This window comes from Klebsiella sp. I138 (assembly GCF_051131765.1).
Lineage (GTDB): Bacteria > Pseudomonadota > Gammaproteobacteria > Enterobacterales > Enterobacteriaceae > Klebsiella.
In genome coordinates, this window is sequence record NZ_CP180447.1 from 2,456,417 (window position 1) to 2,481,222 (window position 24,806).

Here is a 24,806-nt window from a genome sequence, read left to right on the forward strand (position 1 = left end):
GTTTTGCCGGGATACTGACGGTGGCTGACACTTCTCATCCAGCACAAATTGCACATAGCAAAAAGGCGCCTTTAGGGCGCCTTTCTACATTGGTGGGTCGTGCAGGATATCACTCGTCTCATCCTGAGACTCGCCCTTTGGGTCGCCGTGAACGGCGATGCAAAATTGCTCCCGGCAATTTTGTCGAACCTGAGGCAGGTTCTCATCCAGCACGGATTACGCATAGCAAAAAGGCGCCTTTAGGGCGCCTTTCTACATTGGTGGGTCGTGCAGGATTCGAACCTGCGACCAATTGATTAAAAGTCAACTGCTCTACCAACTGAGCTAACGACCCCTTGCGGGATTGAATACTTTAAACATTCAGGATGGTGGGTCGTGCAGGATGACTCGCTTTCGCTCGCCCTACGGGCCGTTGCTGTGCAACGTTATCCTTTACGTTTAACATCAACGTTCGATGTTAAATTGGTGGGTCGTGCAGGATTCGAACCTGCGACCAATTGATTAAAAGTCAACTGCTCTACCAACTGAGCTAACGACCCGCTCGGGTACTACCTGAATTATTTTTCACTCGTCACCAACGTTAAATTGGTGGGTCGTGCAGGATGACTCGCTTTCGCTCGCCCTACGGGCCGTTGCTGTGCAACGTTATCCTTCACGTTCAACATCTGAGTTCGATGTTAAATTGGTGGGTCGTGCAGGATTCGAACCTGCGACCAATTGATTAAAAGTCAACTGCTCTACCAACTGAGCTAACGACCCGAGTGGTGGGTGATGACGGGATCGAACCGCCGACCCCCTCCTTGTAAGGGAGGTGCTCTCCCAGCTGAGCTAATCACCCGATACTACGCTGGATACTGCTAGTTAGTGGTGGGTCGTGCAGGATGACTCGGCTTCGCCTCGCCCTACGGGCCGTTGCTTACGCAACGTTATCCTTCACGTTTTACTACCGTTCCACCTTGGTAGTTAGTGGTGGGTCGTGCAGGATTCGAACCTGCGACCAATTGATTAAAAGTCAACTGCTCTACCAACTGAGCTAACGACCCACTTTTTTTGCCGCTTCAGGCTTGTTCGATATCCCTTGGCAACGGCGGCATATATTACTGATTTAAGAATTCAGCGCAACAAGTATTTCGATAAAAAACATCTGACTGCTTAGGATTCATGCGACAAGACCAGAAATAACGCGATTTCTGGTCATGCCATAATCACCCGAGGGTATTAAGACGTTTCTGAGCTTGTTTTGCGCCATCGGTGCCAGGAAATTTACTGACCACCTGTTGGTAAACAGCCTTCGCCTTCGCGGTATCACCTTTATCCTGCATAATCACGCCGACCTTAAACATCGCATCAGGCGCTTTCGGAGATTTAGGGTAATTCTTCACCACGGAAGCAAAATAGTACGCGGCATCATCTTTTTTCCCCTTGTTGTAATTCAACTGACCGAGCCAATAGTTGGCGTTCGGCTGATAAGTTGAATCCGGGTACTTTTTGACGAAATTCTGAAAAGCCACCAGTGCGTCATCCTGACGGGATGAATCCTTCACGAGCGCAATAGCCGCATTGTAATCGGTGTTCGCATCTCCGGTCGACGCCGGTGCACCGGAAGAGGCCGCAGGAGCAGCCGTAGCTGCCGCTGCGCTCTGATCGCCCGTAGATGACGATGTCTGTGCACCTGCCGCTGCCCCACCGCTGCTCAGACCGTCGATCTGTAACAGAATCTGCTTCTGGCGTTCGACAACCTGATTCAGCTGATACTGACTTTCCTGAATCTGACCGCGCAGAGAATCAATATCATTCTGGTTATCGGAGAGCTGTTGCTGAAGTTGGGTTAAAAGCTGACTGTGAGCGTTAGAAATACGCTCGAGTTGAGTGACGCGGTCTTCGACCGAGCCTGAGCCGACACTACTGATTGGCGCCTGAGCAAAAGCGGCCCAGGGGGCCGCTATGCCAACCAGTAACGACAGACTCAACAGATGATGTCTGAAGTTACTGCTCATGCAATTCTCTTAGTAAACCAGTACGGCGCGACGGTTTTTAGCGTAAGCCGCTTCGTCGTGGCCCAGTACTGCAGGTTTTTCTTTACCGTAAGAAACGATGGAGATCTGGTCGGCAGAAACACCTTTGCCCTGCAGATACATCTTAACGGCGTTAGCACGACGCTCACCCAGAGCGATGTTGTATTCCGGCGTACCGCGTTCATCCGCGTGGCCTTCAACAGTCACTTTGTAGGATGGGTTGCTACGCAGGAAGTTAGCATGCGCATCCAGCATTGCTGCGAAATCAGAACGGATATCGTACTTGTCCAGATCGAAGTAAACGATGTTGTTCTGCTGCAGCTGCTGCATTTGCAGACGAGCTTGCTCTTCGGAAGACATGTTGCCACCGTTAGCGTTAGCATCCATACCAGTGCCGGCACCCAGCATGCCTTCACCGCTCTGGTCGTTGCTGGCGTTCTTGTTAGAAGAACACGCCGCGATTGCCATAACCGGCAGAGCGATCATCAGCCCTTTCAGCACTTTGTTCAGTTGCATTTCTTTGATTCCTTTAATAATCAATTATTTATTATCACAGATACGGAGACCAGGCAGGGAATTTTACCTGTCCATCAGTCGCCGGAAGACGCGCTTTGAAACGCCCATCTGTAGAAACCAGATTCAGCACGGATCCCATCCCCTGAGAAGAGCTGTAGATTACCATAGTGCCGTTAGGTGCCAGACTTGGCGTTTCATCCAGGAACGTTGACGACAGAACTTGTACGCCACCCGCTACCAGATCTTGTTTGGCAATGTGCTGCTGCCCGTTATTCGAGCTAACCATTACCATAAATTTACCGTCGCTGCTGACATCCGCATCCTGGTTCTGAGAACCTTCCCAGGAAATACGTTGCGGAGTACCGCCGCCGACGCTGACTTTATACACCTGCGGACGACCGGCCTGGTCAGACGTAAAGGCCAGGTTCTGACTGTCCGGGAACCAGCTTGGTTCGGTGTTGTTGCTGCGACCATTGGTCACCTGGCGAATCTGACCAGAGCCCAGATCCATCACATACAGGTTCAGGCTACCGGTTTTCGACAGTGCGAAAGCCAGTTTGCTACCGTCCGGCGAGAAGGCCGGTGCCCCGTTATGCTGCGGGAAGGAGGCAATCTGACGTACCGCGCCGTTAGCCAGGGTCTGAACCACCAGCGCAGAACGACCGCTTTCGAAGGTCACGTAAGCCAGTTTTGAACCATCCGGAGACCATGCCGGAGACATCAGCGGCTGTGGTGAACGGTGGACAACAAACTGGTTGTAGCCATCATAATCAGATACGCGCAGCTCATACGGGAACTGACCGCCGTTGGTCTGTACAACGTAAGCAATACGGGTACGGAAGGCGCCCTTAATCGATGTCAGCTTCTCAAATACCGCATCGCTGGCGGTGTGTGCCGCATAGCGCAGGTACTGTTTAGTGACCTTATAAGAGTTCTGAGCCAGAATCGTCCCCGGTGCACCGCCGGTATCGACCAGCTGGTAAGCAACGTTGTACGAACCGTCCGGGTTACCCGTCACCTGACCGACAACGACCGCATCAATGCCCAATGCAGACCAGGCTGCGGGTTGGACCTCTTGCGCTGTCCCCGGTTGTTGAGGCAGGCGTGAGCGATCCAGTGGATTAAACTTACCGCTGTTACGCAAGTCAGCCGCCACGACACCGCCAATATCCTCAGGTGCAGCACCCGGCCCTGCCCACTGGAACGGTACGACACCGATCGGGCGTGCCGAGTCCACCCCTTGGGTGATCTCGATACGTACTTCTGCGTGCAGCACAGCCGCCCACAGCATTAAAAAACCAAATGCTACTCGTAATGCCTGCTTCATCATATCTCCCTTATCCGGGCGGAAAGCCCACGATAATTTAGCAGAATGTTAACAAACTCAAATACACAAAACTACCAAAACCCGGTGACTACCCTATATTGTTTTTCCCCGTATCCACGGGGAAAACTATTACAGTTTAAAGTCCAGTTTGGCATCTTTAATTTTCTCATAAACAGCCTGGCTAGGCGGTTTAGGAATACGGGCTGTCTTCGCTGCGGTTACCGCAGCCTGGCAAAGCGCCGGATCCCCACCTTCCTGTTGAACATCAAGCAATTGACCATCAGATCCTAGCTTGATATGCAACACGCAAGACTTACCTGCATACAAATCTGCACCATACAACTTGCTCTGAATAGCATTCCGGATTTGCGAAGCATAGGCGCTAATATCTGCTCCAGATGCCCCACCATTGCTACCCGACGTGCCTGCTGCATTAGCTGGCTGTCCCTGGCCTTTGGCACTGCCACCTTTCGGCGCATTCTTACCTGAGCTCAGGTCGCCAAGCAGGTCATCTACGCCGTCAGCATCTTTCGCTGCCGCCGCTTTTTTCGCTGCGGCTGCTTTTGCTGCGGCGGCTTTAGCGGCCTTATCCGCGGCGGCTTTTTCCGCTGCCGCAGCTTTGGCTGCTGCTGCTTTTTCCGCTTTATCGGCGGCTGCTTTTTCTGCCGCGGCGGCTTTTTCTGCTGCCGCTTTTTCAGAAGCTGCTTTTTGCGCCGCTGCTTTTTCTGCTGCCTTCTCGGCGGCAGCCTTCTCAGCCGCTGCCTGTTTAGCCGCTTCTTGCTGAGCTTGTTTCTCAGCCTGCTGCTGCGCTTTTTTCGCGGCATCCGCGGCGGCTTTCGCCGCTACAGCTTCAGCTTTTTTCTGAGCATCCGCAGCCGCTTTCGCCGCTTCTGCTTCGGCCTGTTTCTTCGCATCAGCGGCGGCTTTGGCTGCCGCGGCTTCCGCCACTTTCGCCTGAGCATCTGCTTTCGCCTTCGCATCAGCCGCAGCTTTTGCTGCCGCTTCCTGCGCTTCTTTCGCCTGAGAATCCGCTTTGGCTTTCGCCGCAGCTGCCGCTTTCTCCGCCGCTTCTTCGGCTTGCTTCTGCTGTTCTTTCGCTTCTTTAGCCGCTTCCTGCGCCTGCAGACGATCCTGCTCAAGCTGCTTCAGACGTTCCTGCTCCGCGGCCTGCTTTTCACGCAGTTCTTCGGCCTGCTGCTGAGCCTGCTTTTCGCGCTGCTCAGCGGCGCGGCGCGAGCTGGCCTGTTGCTGCTGCTGACGGTTGTAGTTATTTACCACCGCCCCAGGATCAACCATCACCGCATCAATAGAAGAACCTCCACCGCCGCCGGCTGAGGCATCCAGATGCTCGTCGAACGAACTCCAGATCAGCAGCGCGATCAGAATGATGTGCAGCGCGACTGAAACTATGATCGCTCGTTTAAGCTTGTCGTTTTGTTCGGTTGCCTTTGACACTATCGGTTCCCAAAAACTGTTCACCTGTTCCCGCGACTCTCGCTGGCCACGAGACTGTTATTCTCGCAGCCAACGGCCCGGCGGGCGCACATACCCGAAGCGATTAAATAGGCTTGGTCATTAAGCCAACCGATTTAACCCCTGCGCTATGCAACAGGTTAAGCGCTTTAATAATTTCATCGTAAGGTACGTCTTTCGCACCGCCGATCAGGAACACCGTTTTCTCGTTCGCCTCAAGTCGGCGTTTCGCTTCGGCAATAACCTGCTCCGGCGGCAGCTGCGACAGCGTTTCCGGGCCAACCTTTACGCTGTACTGCCCTACTCCGGAAACTTCAACGATCACCGGCGGATCATCATTACTTTTGACCGCTTGTGATTCCGTCGCATCCGGCAGGTCGACCTCTACGCTCTGCGTAATGATCGGCGCCGTCGCCATAAAGATCAGCAACAGCACCAACAAGACATCCAGCAGCGGAACGATGTTGATCTCGGACTTCAGTTCGCGACGTCCGCGTCCACGTGCTCTGGCCATGGCTTACCCCTTATTGCTTTCGCTGCTGGTAAACGCCTGACGGTGCAGAATCGCGGTGAACTCTTCCATAAAGTTGTCGTAGTTCAGTTCAAGTTTGTTCACACGTTGGTTCAGACGGTTGTAGGCCATAACCGCCGGAATTGCCGCGAACAGACCGATTGCCGTGGCGATCAGCGCTTCTGCAATACCCGGAGCAACCATCTGCAGGGTGGCCTGTTTTACCGCACCCAGTGCGATAAAGGCGTGCATGATCCCCCAGACGGTACCGAACAGACCGATATACGGGCTGATGGAACCCACGGTCCCGAGGAACGGAATGTGCGTTTCCAGCGTTTCCAGCTCACGGTTCATTGAGATACGCATAGCGCGTGATGCCCCTTCAACCACCGCTTCTGGCGCATGGCTGTTAGCACGGTGCAGACGAGCAAACTCTTTGAAACCACTGTAGAAAATTTGTTCCGACCCGACCAGATTATCGCGACGCCCCTGGCTTTCCTGATACAGGCGAGAAAGCTCAATGCCCGACCAGAACTTGTCTTCAAAGGCTTCCGCCTCGCGGCTTGCCGTGTTGAGGATGCGCGTTCTCTGAATAATAATGGCCCAGGAAGCGATAGAAAAACCAATCAAAATCAACATGATAAGTTTAACCAGAAGGCTCGCCTTCAGGAACAAATCAAGGATATTCATGTCAGTCACTGCTTAAACTCCGCGACAATAGACTTGGGAAGCGCACGAGGCTTCATTAAGAGTGGATCAACGCACACAATGAGAACCTCAGCTTCATTCAAAACTGTATTCTCTGCGTTGACGATTCGCTGCGTGAAAACCAAAGAGGTGCCTCTCATCGAGGTGATTTCCGTCTGGATTTCGAGCATGTCGTCGAGTCTGGCGGGCGCAAAATATTCCAGCGTCATTTTGCGAACCACGAAGGCAACTCGTTCAGCCAGCAAAACCTGCTGACTGAAGTGATGGTGGCGCAGCATCTCTGTGCGTGCTCTTTCATAAAAAGCGACGTAACTGGCGTGGTAAACCACACCACCGGCATCGGTATCTTCATAGTAGACACGAACCGGCCATCGAAACAGCGTTGTATTCACTTTACATCCCGGTAATGCAAAAAAAGATTAGTGCTTTCAAACTTCGCTACTATACGCGCGGGGAACGTGGTTTGGAATGGGGGAAAGTAAACAGCGAGTAAATTTTTATGGGCTTATGCAAGCCCATGAGGTTAACAGAGTTCTCTTATTCTCTTCTCTTTCAAAAGAAGAAAAAAAACAGCCCCGTAATGAGGACAATATCAGCGATAAGTGGACAAAAAATCCCTTGCCAGTGGATGGCCTGCGGGCGGAAGCCCACGCCGTGGATAACGCCGGCACAAACGGCCCACATCAGCAGGAAACCATGCCAGATCTCCAGCTCACTGGTCTTTGCCGCAAAGCGCGACGGGTCCCAGAAAATGCAGCCTGCCAGCAGCAGAGCCATCAATAAGGAAAGCGCCCTTAACGGGCGCTTGTCCATCATCGCATACAAATACTTTATCATTCACTTTGCCTTTTTGTTGGCTTCGCCTGCTCACCCCAGCCACTTACTCGTGTAAGCGCCTGGGGTTTGACTGACTTGCCGCCTCGATGCAACCCGAATGATTTCGTATATCGCATCGCGATAATACTCATCAGTGTTCTTCTTTACCTGCTTTGGTCGTTTCCACGTGCTCAAGCGCTAACGCGGTGATAACCCCAAAGGCACAGGCAAGAAGCGTTCCCAAAATCCATGCGAAATACCACATATCTAGCTCCTTACCTTAATACAACGAATGGGTGTTCTTTTCGATGTCTTCGCGAGTGATACGCCCGAACATCTTCCAGTAACACCAGGTGGTGTAGCCCAGAATAATCGGCACAAAGACAATCGCCACGTAGGTCATCAGGTTCAGCGTCATCTGGCTGGAGGTCGCATCCCACATGGTCAGGCTAACGTTCATCATCGTGCTGGACGGCATAATGAACGGGAACATAGCGATACCCGCAGTCAGGATGATGCACGCCAGCGTAATGGAAGAGGAAACAAACGCCAGGGCGCCCTTCTCCATCCGCGAGGTCAGGATAGTCAACAGCGGCAATACGACGCCCAGCGCAGGGATAGCCCACAGCGAAGGCATATTATTGAAGTTCACTAACCATGCACCGGCCTGACGTACGACTTCTTTCGTCAGCGGGTTAGACGGCGCAGAGTGGTCGATAGCCGAAGTGACAACATAACCGTCGATACCGTATACCACCCAGACACCAGCCAGCAGGAAGCAAACCATCGTCACCAGTGCCGCAACCTGCGAGGTGGCGCGAGCACGCAGGTGCAGTTCACCGACGGTACGCATCTGCAGATAGGTAGCACCCTGAGTCAGGATCATCGCCACGCTAACAATACCGGCCAGCAGACCAAACGGATTCAGCAGCTGGAAGAAATTGCCGGTGTAGAACAGGCGCATATATTCATCCATATGGAACGGCACGCCCTGCAGCAGGTTACCGAACGCGACGCCAATCACCAGCGGCGGTACGAAGCTACCGATGAAGATGCCCCAGTCCCACATGTTACGCCAGCGGGTATCTTCAATCTTCGAGCGGTAGTCAAAACCCACCGGACGGAAGAACAACGACGCCAGTACCAGAATCATCGCCACATAGAAGCCGGAGAACGCTGCGGCATAGACCGTTGGCCAGGCCGCAAACAGCGCGCCACCGGCGGTGATCAGCCACACCTGGTTTCCGTCCCAGTGCGGAGCGATGGAGTTAATCATGATTCGACGCTCGGTGTCATTACGACCGAGGAAGCGGGTGAGCATGCCCACCCCCATGTCGAAACCATCGGTGACGGCGAAACCAATCAGCAGAATACCGATCAGTAGCCACCAGATTAAACGCAATACTTCATAATCGATCATTTGACGACTCCTGTCTTAGCGTGCCGGCTGAGTAGTCGTGGAAGACTGCTCGTAGTGGTAGCGACCGGTTTTCAGGCTGCTTGGTCCACGGCGTGCGAATTTGAACATCAGATACAGCTCCGCGACCAGGAACAGGGTGTACAGACCGCAAATCAGCAGCATCGAGAAGATCAGGTCACCCGCTGTCAGGGACGAGTTTGCTACCGCCGTAGGCAGTACCTCACCTATCGCCCACGGCTGGCGGCCATATTCCGCTACGAACCAACCGGATTCGATAGCAATCCACGGCAGAGGAATCGAGTACAGCGCAATGCGCAGCAGCCATTTCTTCTCGCCAATCTGGTTACGGATAACGGTCCAGAAGGACGCCGCGATGATACCGAGCATCAGGATGCCGCAGGCCACCATGATACGGAACGCGAAGTACAGTGGGGCCACGCGAGGAATAGAGTCCTTCGTCGCCATGGCAATCTGCGCTTCCGTCGCGTCAGAGACGTTCGGGGTATAGCGTTTCAGCAGCAGACCGTAACCCAGATCTTTCTTCACGTGGTTGAATTCATCACGTACAGCCTGATCGGTTGAGCCAGAGCGCAGCTCTTCGAGCAGAGTGTAGGCCTTCATCCCGTTACGGATACGCGCTTCGTGCTGGGCCAGCAGGTCTTTCAGACCAATAACCGGCGTGTCCACGGAGCGAGTGGCAATAATGCCCAGCGCGTAAGGAATCTGAATGGCAAAGTGGTTGGTTTGCGCATCCTGGTCCGGAATACCAAACAGGGTAAAGGCAGCCGGAGCAGGCTGTGTTTCCCATTCGGCTTCGATGGCCGCAAGTTTAGTTTTCTGCACGTCACCCATTTCGTAACCGGATTCATCACCCAGCACGATAACGGAGAGAATCGCCGCCATACCGAAGCTGGCAGCAATGGCAAAGGAGCGTTTAGCGAAAGCGAAGTCACGACCGCGCAGCATATAGTAGGAGCTGATACCCAGAACGAACATCGCGCCGCAGACATAACCAGATGCGACGGTATGCACGAATTTCACCTGAGCAACCGGGTTCAGAACCAGTTCGGAGAAGCTGACCATTTCCATACGCATGGTTTCGAAGTTGAAATCCGATGCGATCGGGTTCTGCATCCAGCCGTTAGCGACGAGGATCCACAATGCCGACAGGTTGGAGCCCAGAGCCACCAGCCAGGTCACGGCCATGTGCTGAACTTTACCCAGACGATCCCAACCGAAGAAGAACAGACCTACAAAGGTAGATTCGAGGAAGAAGGCCATCAGACCTTCAATGGCCAGCGGCGCACCGAAGATATCGCCCACATAGTGAGAGTAATAGGACCAGTTTGTCCCGAACTGGAACTCCATGGTCAACCCGGTTGCTACACCCAGCGCAAAGTTGATACCAAACAACTTGCCCCAGAACTTGGTCATATCTTTATAAATCTGTTTGCCGGAAAGGACGTAGACCGTTTCCATGATGGCCAGCAGGAACGCCATACCGAGCGTCAGTGGCACAAAAAGGAAGTGGTACATCGCGGTCAAGGCAAACTGTAAGCGCGACAGTTCGACTATATCTAACATCATGACTCCTTGCTCATCGCATGAAGACTCCGAGAGTGAACCCCGTTAGAAAGGGTCACACGCATGCCCCAATACAAAATAACTTGCTTCCCGCTTCGTTACCGTTTCGTCGCCAGATGAAACAGTCCCTCGCAAAGGTTACAAATACGTTAACGAAAAAACCAATTGATTCCCCAATATATTACGCCGCAATAACCTTACAATAAACAGGATTTTATTGAATCCTTTTTACATTTACGACGGTGATCAATATATAGCGAAAATACCTGATTTAGGCCAATTTGATTGGCGACAATTTAACGTTTTTTTGTGGTTTTTTCCAAGCTTTAAGTATTGATATAAATCAATTTTTCCCATTCATGTTAATTATGTATCCCAACAAAGAATAATGGTGAAACTAATGTTAAATAGATGTTTAAAATACACCGGTAATGGTTACTAAAAAGAGAGATATGAGAAGTATAGGTAATATGATTTAACTTTAAGCCGTATCACGTTAAAAAAAATAGCGATCTGATTAATGTTAGACGCTTCACAGTATTTTTCCTGATAGATAGCATCAATTAAATCATCATTTTTATCTTTTCATTTTCTAGCAAAAAATAGCAGTGAGAATCATTCCCTTCCCTGCCGAAAAATAGCTTTCTATTATTTATAAAAAATAGGTGTTAAATCAATACAATAGGAATGGTTTTTCTTAAAGGATAAGGCCCGCTATCGCGAGGCTGAGCCCAGAGTACCGTTGCAGCTGCGGGAAACGACAGGCATAAAAAAGGCCACCTGACGGTGGCCAACCATGTCGAAATCTGACATTTAACTGCTCAGTGCGAGCAGAGAGGGTTTACTTAATGATTGATTTCAGCGCTTCGCCGATATCCGCCAGGCTACGAACGGTTTTCACGCCCGCCGCTTCCAGCGCAGCAAATTTCTCATCAGCAGTACCTTTACCGCCTGCGATAATGGCGCCTGCGTGGCCCATACGCTTACCTTTCGGCGCGGTAACACCGGCGATGTAACCCACAACCGGCTTGGTCACATGATCTTTGATGTAGGCTGCAGCTTCTTCTTCAGCGCTGCCGCCGATCTCACCGATCATCACGATCGCTTCAGTCTGCGGGTCTTCCTGGAACAGCTTCAGGATATCGATGAAGTTAGAACCCGGAATCGGGTCGCCGCCGATACCTACGCAGGTAGACTGGCCGAAACCGTAGTCAGTAGTCTGCTTAACCGCTTCATAGGTCAGCGTACCGGAACGGGAAACGATACCCACTTTACCCGGCTGGTGAATGTGACCCGGCATGATGCCGATTTTGCAAGCGCCTGGGGTGATAACGCCCGGGCAGTTCGGGCCGATCATACGCACGCCAGCTTCATCCAGCTTCACTTTCACCGTCAGCATATCCAGCGTCGGGATACCTTCAGTGATGGTGATGATAAGCTTAATGCCTGCATCGATAGCTTCCAGGATGGAGTCTTTACAGAACGGAGCCGGAACATAAATCACGGTCGCCGTCGCGCCAGTGGCATCAACAGCTTCACGGACGGTGTTGAACACCGGCAGGCCCAGGTGAGTCGTACCGCCTTTACCCGGCGTAACACCGCCGACCATTTGAGTGCCGTAAGCGATCGCTTGTTCAGAGTGGAAAGTCCCCTGGCTACCGGTAAAGCCCTGGCAGATAACCTTGGTGTTTTTATCGATTAAAATGGACATTATTTCCCCTCCACTGCGGCAACAACCTGCTGTGCTGCGTCCGTCAGACTTTTCGCTGCAATAATATTCAGGCCGCTGTCAGCCAGTTTCTTCGCGCCCAGTTCGGCGTTGTTCCCTTCCAGACGAACGACAACAGGCACGTTTACGCCAACTTCTGCGACCGCACCGATGATGCCGTCAGCGATCAGGTCGCAACGGACGATACCGCCGAAGATGTTAACCAGTACAGCTTTAACATTGCTGTCGGAAAGGATGATTTTGAACGCTTCGGTCACGCGCTCTTTGGTTGCGCCGCCGCCAACGTCAAGGAAGTTAGCCGGTTCGCCGCCGTGCAGTTTAACGATGTCCATGGTACCCATCGCCAGGCCTGCGCCGTTGACCATACAACCGATGTTGCCGTCCAGCGCAACGTAGTTCAGTTCCCACTGTGCAGCCTGAGCTTCACGCGGGTCTTCCTGAGACTGGTCACGCATTTCACGCAGATCCGGCTGGCGGAACAGTGCGTTGCCGTCAGCACCCAGTTTGCCGTCGAGGCAAATCAGGTCACCCTGCTTAGTGATAACCAGCGGGTTAATTTCGATCAGCGCCAGATCGCGCTCAAGGAAAATGTTCGCCAGGCCCATAAAGATTTTGGTGAACTGCTGAACCTGCTTACCTTCCAGGCCCAGTTTGAACGCCAGCTCGCGGCCCTGGTAAGGCATCGGGCCTGCCAGCGGGTCGATAGCAATTTTGTGGATCAGGTGCGGGGTTTCTTCCGCCACTTTTTCGATTTCCACGCCGCCTTCGGTGGAAGCCATAAACACCACACGACGGGAGCTGCGGTCAACAACCGCGCCCAGATACAGCTCTTTGGCAATATCGGTCGCTGCTTCAACCAGAATCTGGTTAACCGGCTGGCCGTTAGCGTCTGTCTGGTAGGTCACCAGACGTTTGCCCAGCCAGTGTTCAGCAAATGCGCGAATGTCTTCTTTGCTGTTAACTACTTTCACACCGCCCGCTTTGCCGCGGCCACCGGCGTGAACCTGACATTTCACTACCCACGGACCCGCACCGATTTTTGAAGCGGCTTCTTCTGCTTCGCGCGGAGTAGTACAGGCATAACCCACCGGCGCCGGTAAGCCATAGCGGGCAAACAGTTGTTTTGCCTGATATTCATGTAAGTTCATGTGTTCAGTCCATCCTTCAGGGTATAATTATCTTTAAACCTGTAGGCCTGATAAGACGCGCTAGCGTCGCCATCAGGCATCTCATCAACGCCGGATGGCGGCTAAACGCCTTATCCGGCCTACGGTAGGTCATACACTTGCTGACTACACGTCCAGCAGCAGACGAGTCGGGTCTTCCAGCAGCTCTTTAATCGCAACCAGGAAGCCTACCGATTCACGTCCATCGATCAGACGGTGGTCGTAGGAGAGTGCCAGGTACATCATCGGCAGAATTTCTACCTTGCCATTGACCGCCATCGGCCTGTCTTTTATGGCATGCATACCCAGAATGGCGCTCTGCGGTGGGTTGATGATTGGCGTAGACATCAGAGAACCGAAGACGCCGCCGTTGGTAATGGTGAAGTTACCGCCGATCAGGTCTTCTACGGTCAGCTTGCCGTCGCGGCCTTTCACTGCCAGCTCTTTAATATTCTTTTCGATATCCGCCATGCCCAGCAGATCAACATCGCGCAGAACCGGTGTCACCAGACCACGAGGTGTAGATACGGCCATGCTGACGTCGAAGTAGTTGTGATAAACCACATCGTCGCCGTCGATGGAGGCGTTCACTTCCGGATAGCGTTTCAGCGCTTCAACGACCGCTTTCACGTAGAAGGACATAAAGCCCAGACGGATGCCGTGACGTTTTTCGAACGCGTCGCCGTACTGCTTGCGCAGATCCATAATCGGCTTCATGTTGACTTCGTTGAAGGTCGTCAGCATGGCGGTAGAGTTTTTCGCTTCCAGCAGACGCTCAGCTACGCGTTTGCGCAGGCGGGTCATCGGAACGCGTTTTTCCGAACGGTGGCCCAGTTGAGCAACCGGTGCCGCTGCTGCCGCTGCCGCCGGTGCTTTCGCTTCAGCTTTAGCTGGTGCTGCTGCCAGATGTTTCTCAACATCTTCACGGGTCAGACGGCCGCCAACGCCGGTGCCTTTGATCGCACTGGCATCAAGGTTGTGTTCCGCCAGCAGACGGCGAATAGCCGGGCTGAGGGCATCGTTGCTCTGCTCTTCCAGAGACGCCTGCTGACGCTGAGCCGGGGTGGACTCTTTTGCATCAGCCTTCGCCGCGGACTCTTTGCCTGCGCTGTTGCCTTCACGCAGGCGACCGAGGATCTGGCGAGAAAGTACGGTGGCACCTTCATCTTCCAGCACTGCATCCAGAATGCCGTCCGCTGAAGCCGGTACTTCCAGTACCACTTTGTCAGTTTCGATTTCCACCAGCACTTCATCACGCTGGACGCTATCGCCCGGTTTTTTATGCCAGGTCGCAACCGTCGCGTCAGCTACGGACTCAGGCAGATCGGGAACCAGAATATCTACGCTACTCATTATGTATCCTTTAATTAATCGACGTTCAGCGCGTCATTGACCAGATCTTGTTGCTGTTTCTGGTGAACGGACATATACCCTACCGCCGGAGAGGCGGAGGCCGGGCGGCCTGCGTAACGCAGAGAGGCCCCAAACGGAATCACTTCGCGGAAGTGATGCTGGCTGCAGTACCACGCGCCCTGGTTGAGCGGTTCTTCCTGACACCAGACAAAATCATGCACATGAGCGTAAGGCTTCAGCGCTTCCTGCACCGCCTGATGCGGGAATGGATAGAGCTGCTCTACGCGCACGATAGCGACGTTCTTTTGGTCGTTCTTACGACGCTGTTCCAGCAAATCGTAATAAACCTTACCAGAGCACAGGACAACACGCTTCACGGCTTTCGGGTCGAGATCGTCGATTTCACCGATAGCCGGCTGGAAGGTGCCATTCGCCAGTTCATCCAGGCTGGATACCGCCAGCGGATGACGCAGCAGAGACTTCGGCGACATCACCACCAGCGGACGGCGCATACCGCGCAGCGCCTGACGACGCAGCATGTGGTAAACCTGAGCCGGGGTTGACGGTACGCAAACCTGCATATTCTGTTCAGCACACAGTTGCAGATAACGTTCCAGACGCGCGGAGGAGTGCTCCGGACCCTGACCTTCGTAGCCGTGTGGCAGCAGCATGACCAGGCCACACATACGACCCCACTTCTGCTCGCCGGAGCTGATGAACTGGTCGATAACCACCTGAGCACCGTTAGCAAAATCGCCAAACTGCGCTTCCCAGATAGTCAGCGTGCGCGGTTCTGCAGTGGCATAGCCGTATTCAAACGCCAGGACCGCTTCTTCAGAGAGCACGGAGTCCCAGACTTTGAAATGCTCCTGGCCGTTATGCACATGCTGCAGCGGGGTATAGGTTGAACCGTTCACCTGGTTATGAATCACCGAGTGGCGGTGGAAGAACGTACCGCGGCCGGAGTCCTCACCGGACAGACGAATTGGAATGCCTTCGTCAACCAACGTGGCGTAGGCCAGGTTTTCCGCGCCGCCCCAGTCGAACAGCTTCTCGCCGGCAGCCATCGCCTGGCGGTCACCATAAATCTTCGCCACACGAGACTGCATTTCGATGCTGTCTGGTACGGTGCTGATGCGCTTAGCCAGCTCCTGCAGACGTTTCATCTCAACTTTACTTGGGTAGTTCTCATCCCACTCGTGGTTGAGATACGGTGACCAGGTAAAGGAATGCAGGTTCATCGGACGCCATTCCTCAACCACACATTCGCCGGCATCCAGCGCGTCACGGTAGAGGTTGACCAGCTCGGTCGCATCTTCCAGGGTCGACACTTTGTCCTGCTCAAGTTTGTCGGCATAGATTTTGCGCGGAGTCGGATGCTTTTTAATTTTCTGGTACATCAGCGGCTGGGTTGCACTCGGCTCGTCGGCTTCGTTATGGCCGTGACGGCGGTAGCACACCAGGTCGATAAAGACATCGCGTTTGAAGGTATTGCGGAAATCCAGCGCCAGGCGGGTAACGAAAGCAACCGCTTCCGGGTCATCCGCGTTAACGTGGAAGATAGGTGCCTGAACCATTTTACCGATATCGGTACAGTATGGCGTAGAACGCGCATCCAGCGGATTCGACGTCGTGAAGCCCACCTGGTTGTTGATAACGATACGTACGGTACCACCCACTTCGTAGCCGCGCGCCTTGGACATGTTCAGGGTCTCCTGAACCACGCCCTGACCGGTCACCGCGGCATCGCCATGGATAGTAATCGGCAGCACTTTATTGCTGCTCGGTTCATCGAGGCGATCCAGACGAGCGCGCACGGAGCCGATAACAACCGGGCTGACGATTTCGAGGTGCGACGGGTTAAACGCCAACGCAAGGTGTACCAGACCCCCTTCGGTTTCCATGTCGGAAGAGAAGCCCATATGGTACTTCACGTCGCCGGTGCCGAGGTGTTCTTTATGTTTGCCCGCGAATTCGTCGAACAGGTCCTGCGGTTTTTTACCCAGAACGTTAACCAACACGTTCAGACGACCGCGGTGCGCCATGCCCAGCACCACTTCGCGGGTGCCGCTTTTGCCAGCGTGACGGATCATCTCTTTAAGCATCGGGATCAGCGCATCGCCGCCTTCCAGCGAGAAGCGTTTTGCCCCCGGGAATTTCGCGCCGAGATAGCGTTCCAGACCTTCAGCTGCCGTCAGCTCGGTTAAGAAACGTTTCTTCTCTTCAGCGGTAAAGCTGGCTTTACCTGCCACCGATTCAATACGCTGCTGAATCCAGCGTTTTTCTTCGGTAGAGGTAATGTGCATGTATTCCGCGCCGATAGCGCCGCAGTAGGTTTGTTTGAGCGCGGCAATCAGCTCGCCCAGTTTCATCGTGTCTTTGCCGATGGCAAAAGAACCTACGTTATAGCTTTCCTGGAAATCGGCCTCGGTCAGATCGTGGTATGCAGGATCGAGATCCGCCACTTTCTCTTGCTTCCACAGTCCCAGCGGATCGAGATTCGCATGCTGGTGACCGCGGAAGCGATATGCGTTGATGAGCTGCAGGACTTTAACCTGCTTCACATTGGTATCAGGGTCGGAAATCGAAGAAGTGTAACGTGAGGCATCCTTCGCCAGTCGACGGAAATAATCACGCGTTTTCGAATGAAATTGATCCGGTTTGACTCCGGTGCCAGGTAACTGCTGGAACATAGAACGCCAGTTGGCGTCAACAGAGTCAGGATCGGTTAAGAAGTCTTCATAGAGCTGTTCTATCCAGCTCTGGTTTGAACCAGAGAGGTAAGAAGAGTCCAGCCAGGCTTTCATTGCGCCGTTCTGCATCGTGATCCCTTAAGCATTTATATGCTTATTTCGCCGTAGAAACTACCACGCACATGGATTGTACGTGCCGGGGTTCACTCTTTACGGACGAGTTGTGGCTTCTGCGTCCGCGAAGGAACCTTTAAAAACTGTCTAATAATCTTCCTTGTTCAGGCAGCGACTGTGTGACGCTGAACATGTCGATTATCACTATTCGTATGGCAGTTTTTAGAGGTTTCCTGCTATCTCTTCAGCCTGATGGCGCTGCGCTTATCTGGCCTACAAGGTACGTACCCCGTAGGCCGGATAAGACGTTTACGTCGCCATCTGGCAACAACGACTACTTACGCACTACGATGGAGCAGCATCGACTTAATATGGCCGATAGCGCGCGTCGGGTTCAGCCCCTTCGGACATACACTGACGCAGTTCATAATGCTGTGACAGCGGAATACGCTGAAAGCATCGCTTAACCCTTCCAGGCGGCTCTCGGTTTCGGTATCGCGGCTGTCGATCAGGAAGCGATACGCAGCCAGCAGACCGGCCGGGCCGATAAACTTGTCCGGGTTCCACCAGAACGACGGGCAAGACGTTGAACAACATGCGCACAGAATACACTCGTACAGGCCATCGAGTTTTTCCCGCTGCTCTGGCATCTGAAGATGCTCACGAGCCGGAGGATTTTGCCCATTATTCAACAAGTAAGGCTTAATCTTCTCATATTGTGCATAGAATTGCCCCATGTCTACAACCAAATCGCGGATAACCGGCAGACCGGGCAGCGGACGGATAACAATTTTCTTACCCGGCTGATTCAGCGCGGAGATCGGCGTAATACACGCCAGACCATTTTTACCGTTCATGTTCAGACCATCGGAGCCACAGACCCCTTCACGGCATGAACGACGAAAAGAGAGAGACGGGTCTTTTTCTTTCAGCTGCATCAGGGCATCGAGCAGCATCATGTCACGACCTTCTTCCGCTTCCAGGGTGTAATCCTGCATATGCGGAGCATCGTCTACGTCCGGGTTATAACGATAAACTGAGAACTCGAGTTTCATATTCCTGTCTCCGCATTAATAAGTACGAATCTTCGGCGGGAATGCCGGACGCAGTTTCGGTTCCATATTGACGCTACGACGCGTCATGGATTCCGATTCTGGCAGATACAGGGAATGACACAGCCAGTTCGCATCGTCACGATCCGGGAAGTCGAAGCGGCTATGCGCGCCGCGGCTTTCGGTACGGAAGTTTGCAGAGACCGCAGTGGCGTAGGCGGTTTCCATCAGGTTATCCAGCTCCAGGCACTCTACGCGCTGAGTGTTGAACTCGCTGGATGTATCATCCAGACGCGCATTTTTCAGACGCTCGCGGATCGCTTTCAGCTGCTCAAGACCTTTGGCCATCGCATCACCTTCGCGGAATACCGAGAAGTTGTGCTGCATACACTCTTGCAGCGCTTTGCGGATTTCGACCGGATCTTCACCATCACGGTTGCCGTTCCAGCGGTTGAGACGCTCAAGGGAGGCATCAATTTCAGCCTCGGTCGCATCGCGCAGTTCGCCCTGCTCGGCAATCGACTCCTGCAGATGCAGGCCGACAGCACGGCCAAAGACCACCAGGTCAAGCAACGAGTTACCGCCCAGACGGTTGGCACCGTGTACCGATACGCAGGCAATTTCACCCACCGCGAACAGGCCAGGAATCACCACGTCTTCACCCTGCTCATTCACGGTCAGCGCCTGACCGGTTACTTTGGTCGGGATACCGCCCATCATATAGTGGCAGGTTGGGATAACCGGGATTGGCTCTTTCACCGGGTCGACGTGAGCGAAGGTACGGGAGAGTTCCAGGATGCCCGGCAGACGGGATTCCAGAACTTCTTTACCCAGATGGTCCAGTTTCAGCTTAGCGTGTGGGCCCCACGGGCCGTCACAGCCGCGGCCTTCACGGATTTCGATCATGATGGAACGCGCCACCACGTCACGACCCGCAAGGTCTTTAGCATTCGGGGCATAACGCTCCATAAAGCGCTCGCCGTGTTTGTTCAGCAGATAACCGCCCTCACCGCGACAGCCTTCTGTCACCAGAACCCCAGCCCCGGCGATACCGGTCGGGTGGAACTGCCACATTTCCATATCCTGCACCGGCACGCCAGCGCGAATAGCCATCCCGACGCCGTCACCGGTATTGATGTGGGCGTTGGTAGTCGACTGATAGATACGGCCAGCACCACCGGTTGCCAGTACGGTCGCTCGGGCTTTGAAGTAAACAACTTCACCGGTTTCAATGCTCAGTGCGGTACAACCGACCACCGCGCCATCTTCGTTTTTCACCAGATCCAGCGCATACCACTCGGAGAAAATGGTGGTGTGGTTTTTCAGGTTTTGCTGATAAAGCGTGTGCAACAGCGCGTGGCCGGTACGGTCAGCTGCTGCCGCTGTACGTGCCGCCTGCTCGCCGCCGAAGTTTTTCGACTGGCCACCAAACGGACGCTGATAGATGGTGCCATCTTCCAGACGGGAGAACGGCAGGCCCATATGGTCCAGTTCCAGAATCGCTTCCGGGCCGGTCTTACACATATATTCGATGGCGTCCTGGTCACCGATATAATCGGAGCCTTTCACCGTGTCATACATATGCCATTCCCAGTTATCTTCATGGGTATTACCGAGCGCCACGGTGATGCCACCCTGGGCGGAAACGGTATGGGAACGGGTAGGGAACACTTTGGAGAGCAGCGCACAAGTCTGGCCGCTCTGGGAAATTTGCAGCGCCGCGCGCATACCTGCGCCACCGGCACCAATCACAACTGCATCAAATTCTCTTACAGGCAATTTCATTACACACCCCACACCACAACAAATCCATAAAGAACGTAAGCCACCAGCGCGACAACGATAACCAGTTGCAGAACTAAGCGTACAGCCAGCGGCTTAACGTAGTCCGTCAACACCTGCCACATACCGATCCAAGCGTGAATCAGAATAGAGACGAGGGCTAACAGGGTGAAGACTTTAGTGAATGCGGAGGAGAAAAAGCCCGTCCAGACTTCCCAGGAAATTTCACCGGTGGTGGCAAAAAAGCCGACCATATAGATGATGTAAAGGGTCAGAACGATGGCGGTAGCACGAACCAGAATGAAGTCATGTACGCCGTTGCGTCCCAGTGCTGAGGCGTTGCTTACCATACGAGGACTCCTGCGAGAAGTGAAAGCACGACAGTAATAACAAAAGAAATCTTGGCGGAGCGTGTCCCTACTTCGAGGGTTTCTTCCAGGTGACCAAAATCCATCATCAGGTGGCGGATACCGACCACTGCGTGATAAGCCAATGCGGTCAGAATGCCCCACATAATGAATTTCACGAAGAAGCTATCCATAATGGATGCCGCAGTGAGGAAACCTTCGGGAGAGGAAAGGCTGGTGCCCAGCAACCAAAGCAGAATCCCGACCGCCACGAAGGTGATCACACCGGATACGCGATGGAGAATGGACGCTATCGCCGTGATTGGGAACCGGATCGTTTGCAGATCCAGATTGACAGGTCTTTGTTTTTTCACATTTCTTACCATGAATAACGCCCACATGCTGTTCTTATTGTTTCCTTCCTCCGGTCTGCTTGCGGGTCAGACAGCGTCCTTTCTATAACCTGTGGTCATGATAAAACCCCTTTTCAAGAGCTAAAACGTGACCAAACAACGCTGGGTGGCTCGGGATTGCAGGGTGTTCCGGAGACCTGGCGGCAGTATAGGACGTTCACAAAATCATTACAATTAACCTACATATAGTTTGTCGGGTTTTGTCCTGAACAGTGATCGATGTCACGATAACAACATTATTTTAAATTTTAATCACCTGATTTGACAAATATTAAACATTCTTGTTACAACCATTACCAGATAAATGCAATAATGCTCAAAAGTTATGGGGTCACTCTTTCACCTGAGAATAAGTTATGCAACAGTGTGATGGTATTGACCGATGTAATCAGGACAGTTATTAGTGGTATACAGATTTTCAAATTCGGACTGCTAAAACGCTGATTTGCTGCTGTTTCGTCGTAGGCTGAAGACGTACCATCAAGCGCCTTTGCTCTGTACCCTGCAATTTCCGCTGACGCAGAGCTGTGTGCAACATAACAAACTGGTAACGTAATCAGGCACGAGCCGAAGGCAAATCCCCACCCGGCAGTCTTAAGCAATAAAGGCGCTAAGGAGACCATAAATGTCTGATGCTAAAGCAAAAATCACCCTAGGCGGTGATACTGCTATTGAACTGGATGTGCTAAAAGGCACGCTCGGTCAGGATGTTATTGATATTCGTAGTCTTGGATCAAAAGGCGTATTTACCTTTGACCCGGGTTTCACTTCAACCGCATCGTGTGAATCTAAAATCACGTTTATCGACGGTGATGAAGGTATCCTGCTCCACCGTGGTTTCCCGATCGATCAGTTAGCGACCGAGTCCAACTACCTCGAAGTGTGCTACATCCTGCTTAATGGTGAAAAACCAAATCAGGAACAGTACGAAGAATTCAAAACCATCGTTACCCGCCACACCATGATTCACGAGCAGATTACCCGTCTGTTCCACGCATTTCGTCGTGATTCTCACCCGATGGCGGTCATGTGCGGTATTACCGGCGCGCTGGCCGCGTTCTATCACGACTCCCTGGATGTCAATAATCCACGTCACCGTGAAATCGCCGCCTATCGCCTGCTGTCTAAAATGCCGACAATGGCAGCGATGTGTTACAAATATTCAATCGGTCAGCCTTTCGTTTATCCGCGCAACGACCTCTCCTACGCGGGCAACTTCCTGAATATGATGTTCTCCACGCCGTGTGAAACCTATGAGGTTAACCCGGTCCTGGAACGCGCAATGGACCGTATCCTGATCCTGCACGCTGACCACGAACAGAACGCATCAACTTCCACCGTCCGTACCGCAGGCTCTTCTGGTGCGAACCCGTTCGCTTGTATCGCTGCGGGTATCGCCTCTCTGTGGGGACCGGCGCACGGTGGTGCAAACGAAGCTGCACTGAAGATGCTGGAAGAGATCAGTTCCGTTGAGCACATTCCGGAATTTGTCCGTCGCGCGAAAGATAAAAACGACTCTTTCCGTCTGATGGGCTTTGGCCACCGCGTGTACAAGAACTACGACCCGCGCGCCACCGTGATGCGTGAAACCTGCCATGAAGTCCTGAAAGAGCTGGGCACCAAAGACGATCTGCTGGAAGTGGCGATGGAACTTGAGCATATTGCGCTCAACGACCCGTACTTCATCGAGAAAAAACTCTACCCGAACGTCGATTTCTACTCCGGTATCATCCTGAAAGCGATGGGCATTCCGTCCTCCATGTTTACCGTTATCTTCGCGATGGCGCGTACCGTGGGCTGGATTGCACACTGGAACGAAATGCACAGCGATGGCATGAAAATCGCGCGTCCGCGTCAGCTGTATACCGGCTACGAAAAACGCGACTTCAAATCCGACGTGGTCAAAGGCTAAGTGCGGAACTGAAGACAAAAAAACGCGCTTTCGGGCGTAATGCTGGTCACTTAAGGTGGCCAGCTTTTTTTTGTCTATCGCGGACCAGAGTGATGCCGGTAAGCGGCGGTTTGCGTGAAAGTGTTTTTCGTACTTCGGCGCATGTGTTCTGTGGAGTATTCCGTTCACTTTTGTGGCATGTTCCGTTCACGATGAATCCGGCACTTTTCTCGCACCCGCTGCGGGTGAACGGCATTGCGCTGAAAACGGCCGCTGCGCGGTATGCTCCACTCCGGCTTCATCTGGCGCACCGGGCTGGACTCAGCGTCCCTGTCTCGACCTGCCCTCTGGCCGCCTTATTCGTCCCGTCCCTGGGACTCACCCCTTCGGGGCCGACGTCAACGTCGTTCAAAAACGCCTCCGACGTTTTTGTCCTGGTGGCCAGTCCTGGATGCGCACCTGCGTTCCCGCCCGCTTTCCTGATGCGCCTTACCCCCCGCGCTGTCATCCCGTGGCCGTCCCGTCGCGATATCATTGCTGAAGGTTTTTCAGCGGCAGAATGGTCAGCATGGAATATCAGGACATGCCGCAGGGGGGTGGCGCGGCTAAAAATCGCTGAGACGCAGGCGACTGGCCGGGGCCGCCAGCAGGGATGCTGGCGGAGGCAAGCCTTACAGGGAAGTGACATCTTGCCGTCCCCGAACAGCCAGACGGCGGAGACGAAGGTATCGCGTAGCGACGATTTTTCTTGCCGAAATGCCGGGTTCCCAGGGCCGGGCGAAACCGGCCCTGGGCCGTTCACCTGTCGCGCAGGATACAGGGAGGCGCGGGACCTGTGGTGAACGGAACATTCCACCGTTCTGACAACAACAAACGTTCGTGCACCACCGTAAAACTAAATCCCCGGCTTAACTGTGCCCTCCAGGACTGGCTTGCCTGCAGAGGCGTTGAAAACCTGACAACGCCGCATAAAAAATCGGCAATCTCTGTGAGATGACTGATTCTTACACCACTACCGGATCGGTCAACCGCCCCTTAAACGCTCGGCACTTAATACGGGATCAATGCCTAAAAACGAGCGATCGCTTGACTCATCACGTCGCTAACGTTGGCATCCCGGGCACCAGTAAAACGGCCGCGACGCAAGCATCGTTTTCTCAATAATCCCGCCGCAGCGTTCGCAGGCCTCTCCGTCACGATGGAAAACCTTAAAGCGGAATAGCGCGCCATGATGCTTATTCTCATCCACCGTTCCGCGGGTGCGATACGACAAGCGCGGAATATCCAGCAGCGCATGGGCCAGCGCATCAAGCTGCTCATCATTGAGCTCCGATGCGTTATGTCGCCCGGTTAGCCCGACCTGCCAGAGAATTTCAACGCGTAAATAATTCCCCAGCCCTGCCAGAAAAGCCTGATCCAACAGCAAACCAGAAAACTGCCGCCGGCGAAATCTTGCCGACAGCAGGCGGGCTTTGACCGATTCTGCGGTCAGCGTCATATCCAGCACATCGGGACCAACCCGCAATAAAAACGGATGTTCCGCCAGTTGCCCGGGCGTCAGAATGTCGATATCTGACGCACTATAAAGCAAAATCGCCTTCTCCGCCGTCTGCAGCCTGACTCGTAATACCCGATTGCTGACCGGCTGCTCTCCAGCGTCCACCACCCGCCAGACGCCGTACAGCTGATTATGGCTGTAGAGCGTCAACCCGCCGGAGAAATGCGTGAGCAGCGCTTTGCCGCGGGTTTCTATCTCCGTCACCCGCTGGCCGACCAGCTGCGATTGATAATCGTGCAGCCGGGCATAGGCAAACCAGACATCGGTAAGCGGTTTGCCTTTGACAGCCGCCTCCAGGCTATCCGCCGCGCGGCGGATCTCCGGACCTTCCGGCATAA

At 53.5% G+C, this 24,806-nt stretch carries 22 protein-coding genes, 5 tRNA genes and 1 other RNA gene; 2 read left to right on the top strand and 26 right to left on the bottom strand.

Annotated features, from left to right (window positions below):
- Positions 1–90 precede the first annotated feature (90 nt).
- From ACMYSK_RS11440 to sdhC, 25 genes are all read right to left on the bottom strand, one after another.
- Positions 91–227, bottom strand: a non-coding RNA gene (locus ACMYSK_RS11440) — RtT sRNA.
- Between the two features lie 31 nt (positions 228–258).
- Positions 259–334 (bottom strand) — tRNA-Lys (locus ACMYSK_RS11445).
- A 129-nt stretch (positions 335–463) separates the two neighbouring features.
- A tRNA-Lys gene (locus tag ACMYSK_RS11450) sits at positions 464–539 on the bottom strand.
- 144 nt (positions 540–683) lie between these two features.
- A tRNA-Lys gene (locus ACMYSK_RS11455) sits at positions 684–759 on the bottom strand.
- Positions 760–762: 3 nt separating this feature from the next.
- Positions 763–838: transfer RNA gene (locus tag ACMYSK_RS11460), tRNA-Val, on the bottom strand.
- A 129-nt stretch (positions 839–967) separates the two neighbouring features.
- A tRNA-Lys gene (locus ACMYSK_RS11465) sits at positions 968–1,043 on the bottom strand.
- Between the two features lie 162 nt (positions 1,044–1,205).
- Complete coding sequence (cpoB, locus tag ACMYSK_RS11470) at positions 1,206–1,997, bottom strand: cell division protein CpoB (protein ID WP_434643132.1); 792 nt, start codon at positions 1,995–1,997, stop codon at positions 1,206–1,208.
- Positions 1,998–2,006: 9 nt separating this feature from the next.
- A complete protein-coding gene (pal, locus tag ACMYSK_RS11475) occupies positions 2,007–2,531 on the bottom strand; it encodes a peptidoglycan-associated lipoprotein Pal (protein WP_004859700.1) in 525 nt (174 codons plus the stop codon).
- A 34-nt stretch (positions 2,532–2,565) separates the two neighbouring features.
- Positions 2,566–3,858, bottom strand: coding sequence for a Tol-Pal system beta propeller repeat protein TolB (tolB, locus tag ACMYSK_RS11480; protein WP_434644049.1), 1,293 nt, complete (start codon positions 3,856–3,858; stop codon positions 2,566–2,568).
- Between the two features lie 129 nt (positions 3,859–3,987).
- Positions 3,988–5,313, bottom strand: a complete 1,326-nt coding sequence (gene tolA, locus ACMYSK_RS11485; RefSeq protein WP_434643134.1) for a cell envelope integrity protein TolA — start codon at positions 5,311–5,313, stop codon at positions 3,988–3,990.
- A gap of 103 nt (positions 5,314–5,416) precedes the next feature.
- Positions 5,417–5,845 carry a colicin uptake protein TolR gene (tolR, locus tag ACMYSK_RS11490; protein ID WP_434643136.1) on the bottom strand — a complete coding sequence of 143 codons (429 nt, stop codon included), beginning with the start codon at positions 5,843–5,845 and terminating at the stop codon, positions 5,417–5,419.
- A 3-nt stretch (positions 5,846–5,848) separates the two neighbouring features.
- The gene (gene tolQ / locus ACMYSK_RS11495; protein WP_123756003.1) at positions 5,849–6,541 is read right to left on the bottom strand and encodes a Tol-Pal system protein TolQ; all 693 of its coding nucleotides are present in this window, start codon (positions 6,539–6,541) and stop codon (positions 5,849–5,851) included.
- On the bottom strand, positions 6,538–6,942 hold the full coding sequence (ybgC, locus tag ACMYSK_RS11500) for a tol-pal system-associated acyl-CoA thioesterase (protein WP_004859689.1): 405 nt from the start codon (positions 6,940–6,942) through the stop codon (positions 6,538–6,540). Before ybgC ends, tolQ begins: the two co-directional genes overlap by 4 nt.
- Positions 6,943–7,102: 160 nt before the next feature.
- Complete coding sequence (ybgE, locus tag ACMYSK_RS11505) at positions 7,103–7,387, bottom strand: cyd operon protein YbgE (protein ID WP_434643138.1); 285 nt, start codon at positions 7,385–7,387, stop codon at positions 7,103–7,105.
- 130 nt (positions 7,388–7,517) lie between these two features.
- Positions 7,518–7,631 carry a cytochrome bd-I oxidase subunit CydX gene (cydX, locus tag ACMYSK_RS11510; protein ID WP_434643140.1) on the bottom strand — a complete coding sequence of 38 codons (114 nt, stop codon included), beginning with the start codon at positions 7,629–7,631 and terminating at the stop codon, positions 7,518–7,520.
- 15 nt (positions 7,632–7,646) lie between these two features.
- Positions 7,647–8,786, bottom strand: coding sequence for a cytochrome d ubiquinol oxidase subunit II (gene cydB / locus ACMYSK_RS11515; RefSeq protein ID WP_434643143.1), 1,140 nt, complete (start codon positions 8,784–8,786; stop codon positions 7,647–7,649).
- A 15-nt stretch (positions 8,787–8,801) separates the two neighbouring features.
- Positions 8,802–10,370, bottom strand: a complete 1,569-nt coding sequence (cydA, locus tag ACMYSK_RS11520; protein WP_434644052.1) for a cytochrome ubiquinol oxidase subunit I — start codon at positions 10,368–10,370, stop codon at positions 8,802–8,804.
- An 841-nt stretch (positions 10,371–11,211) separates the two neighbouring features.
- A complete protein-coding gene (gene sucD, locus ACMYSK_RS11525; RefSeq protein WP_434643146.1) occupies positions 11,212–12,081 on the bottom strand; it encodes a succinate--CoA ligase subunit alpha in 870 nt (289 codons plus the stop codon).
- A complete protein-coding gene (gene sucC / locus ACMYSK_RS11530; RefSeq protein ID WP_434643149.1) occupies positions 12,081–13,247 on the bottom strand; it encodes an ADP-forming succinate--CoA ligase subunit beta in 1,167 nt (388 codons plus the stop codon). Before sucC ends, sucD begins: the two co-directional genes overlap by 1 nt.
- Positions 13,248–13,391: 144 nt before the next feature.
- Positions 13,392–14,618, bottom strand: coding sequence for a 2-oxoglutarate dehydrogenase complex dihydrolipoyllysine-residue succinyltransferase (gene odhB, locus ACMYSK_RS11535; RefSeq protein ID WP_434643152.1), 1,227 nt, complete (start codon positions 14,616–14,618; stop codon positions 13,392–13,394).
- A gap of 14 nt (positions 14,619–14,632) precedes the next feature.
- A complete protein-coding gene (gene sucA / locus ACMYSK_RS11540; RefSeq protein WP_434643154.1) occupies positions 14,633–17,440 on the bottom strand; it encodes a 2-oxoglutarate dehydrogenase E1 component in 2,808 nt (935 codons plus the stop codon).
- 323 nt (positions 17,441–17,763) lie between these two features.
- Positions 17,764–18,480 carry a succinate dehydrogenase iron-sulfur subunit SdhB gene (gene sdhB / locus ACMYSK_RS11545; RefSeq protein WP_434643157.1) on the bottom strand — a complete coding sequence of 239 codons (717 nt, stop codon included), beginning with the start codon at positions 18,478–18,480 and terminating at the stop codon, positions 17,764–17,766.
- A 15-nt stretch (positions 18,481–18,495) separates the two neighbouring features.
- Complete coding sequence (gene sdhA / locus ACMYSK_RS11550; RefSeq protein ID WP_434643160.1) at positions 18,496–20,262, bottom strand: succinate dehydrogenase flavoprotein subunit; 1,767 nt, start codon at positions 20,260–20,262, stop codon at positions 18,496–18,498.
- A complete protein-coding gene (gene sdhD, locus ACMYSK_RS11555) occupies positions 20,262–20,609 on the bottom strand; it encodes a succinate dehydrogenase membrane anchor subunit (RefSeq protein WP_434643163.1) in 348 nt (115 codons plus the stop codon). Before sdhD ends, sdhA begins: the two co-directional genes overlap by 1 nt.
- Positions 20,603–21,007: a succinate dehydrogenase cytochrome b556 subunit gene (gene sdhC / locus ACMYSK_RS11560; protein ID WP_434643166.1), complete on the bottom strand. Its 405-nt coding sequence runs from the start codon at positions 21,005–21,007 to the stop codon at positions 20,603–20,605. Before sdhC ends, sdhD begins: the two co-directional genes overlap by 7 nt.
- A 324-nt stretch (positions 21,008–21,331) precedes the next feature.
- Between sdhC and ACMYSK_RS11565 the strand changes: the two genes are divergently transcribed.
- Both ACMYSK_RS11565 and gltA read left to right on the top strand, forming a co-directional pair.
- Positions 21,332–21,463, top strand: a complete 132-nt coding sequence (locus tag ACMYSK_RS11565) for a hypothetical protein (RefSeq protein ID WP_418325369.1) — start codon at positions 21,332–21,334, stop codon at positions 21,461–21,463.
- Between the two features lie 181 nt (positions 21,464–21,644).
- Positions 21,645–22,931 carry a citrate synthase gene (gene gltA / locus ACMYSK_RS11570; RefSeq protein ID WP_434643168.1) on the top strand — a complete coding sequence of 429 codons (1,287 nt, stop codon included), beginning with the start codon at positions 21,645–21,647 and terminating at the stop codon, positions 22,929–22,931.
- A gap of 1,081 nt (positions 22,932–24,012) precedes the next feature.
- On the opposite strand, the gene nei is transcribed toward gltA, so the two are convergent.
- The gene (nei, locus tag ACMYSK_RS11575; RefSeq protein WP_434643171.1) at positions 24,013–24,804 is read right to left on the bottom strand and encodes an endonuclease VIII; all 792 of its coding nucleotides are present in this window, start codon (positions 24,802–24,804) and stop codon (positions 24,013–24,015) included.
- Between the last annotated feature and the right edge of the window lie 2 nt (positions 24,805–24,806).

What these genes read in the sequence shown, in the direction of transcription:
- cpoB (WP_434643132.1), bottom strand. Translation starts at nt 1,997, where the DNA reads ATGAGCAGTAACTTCAGACATCATCTGTTGAGTCTGTCGTTACTGGTT.
- pal (WP_004859700.1), bottom strand. Translation starts at nt 2,531, where the DNA reads ATGCAACTGAACAAAGTGCTGAAAGGGCTGATGATCGCTCTGCCGGTT.
- tolB (WP_434644049.1), bottom strand. Translation starts at nt 3,858, where the DNA reads ATGAAGCAGGCATTACGAGTAGCATTTGGTTTTTTAATGCTGTGGGCG.
- tolR (WP_434643136.1), bottom strand. Translation starts at nt 5,845, where the DNA reads ATGGCCAGAGCACGTGGACGCGGACGTCGCGAACTGAAGTCCGAGATC.
- ybgE (WP_434643138.1), bottom strand. Translation starts at nt 7,387, where the DNA reads ATGATAAAGTATTTGTATGCGATGATGGACAAGCGCCCGTTAAGGGCG.
- cydX (WP_434643140.1), bottom strand. Translation starts at nt 7,631, where the DNA reads ATGTGGTATTTCGCATGGATTTTGGGAACGCTTCTTGCCTGTGCCTTT.
- cydB (WP_434643143.1), bottom strand. Translation starts at nt 8,786, where the DNA reads ATGATCGATTATGAAGTATTGCGTTTAATCTGGTGGCTACTGATCGGT.
- cydA (WP_434644052.1), bottom strand. Translation starts at nt 10,370, where the DNA reads ATGTTAGATATAGTCGAACTGTCGCGCTTACAGTTTGCCTTGACCGCG.
- sucD (WP_434643146.1), bottom strand. Translation starts at nt 12,081, where the DNA reads ATGTCCATTTTAATCGATAAAAACACCAAGGTTATCTGCCAGGGCTTT.
- sucC (WP_434643149.1), bottom strand. Translation starts at nt 13,247, where the DNA reads ATGAACTTACATGAATATCAGGCAAAACAACTGTTTGCCCGCTATGGC.
- odhB (WP_434643152.1), bottom strand. Translation starts at nt 14,618, where the DNA reads ATGAGTAGCGTAGATATTCTGGTTCCCGATCTGCCTGAGTCCGTAGCT.
- sucA (WP_434643154.1), bottom strand. Translation starts at nt 17,440, where the DNA reads ATGCAGAACGGCGCAATGAAAGCCTGGCTGGACTCTTCTTACCTCTCT.
- sdhB (WP_434643157.1), bottom strand. Translation starts at nt 18,480, where the DNA reads ATGAAACTCGAGTTCTCAGTTTATCGTTATAACCCGGACGTAGACGAT.
- sdhA (WP_434643160.1), bottom strand. Translation starts at nt 20,262, where the DNA reads ATGAAATTGCCTGTAAGAGAATTTGATGCAGTTGTGATTGGTGCCGGT.
- sdhD (WP_434643163.1), bottom strand. Translation starts at nt 20,609, where the DNA reads ATGGTAAGCAACGCCTCAGCACTGGGACGCAACGGCGTACATGACTTC.
- sdhC (WP_434643166.1), bottom strand. Translation starts at nt 21,007, where the DNA reads ATGTGGGCGTTATTCATGGTAAGAAATGTGAAAAAACAAAGACCTGTC.
- ACMYSK_RS11565 (WP_418325369.1), top strand. Translation starts at nt 21,332, where the DNA reads ATGCTCAAAAGTTATGGGGTCACTCTTTCACCTGAGAATAAGTTATGC.
- gltA (WP_434643168.1), top strand. Translation starts at nt 21,645, where the DNA reads ATGTCTGATGCTAAAGCAAAAATCACCCTAGGCGGTGATACTGCTATT.
- nei (WP_434643171.1), bottom strand. Translation starts at nt 24,804, where the DNA reads ATGCCGGAAGGTCCGGAGATCCGCCGCGCGGCGGATAGCCTGGAGGCG.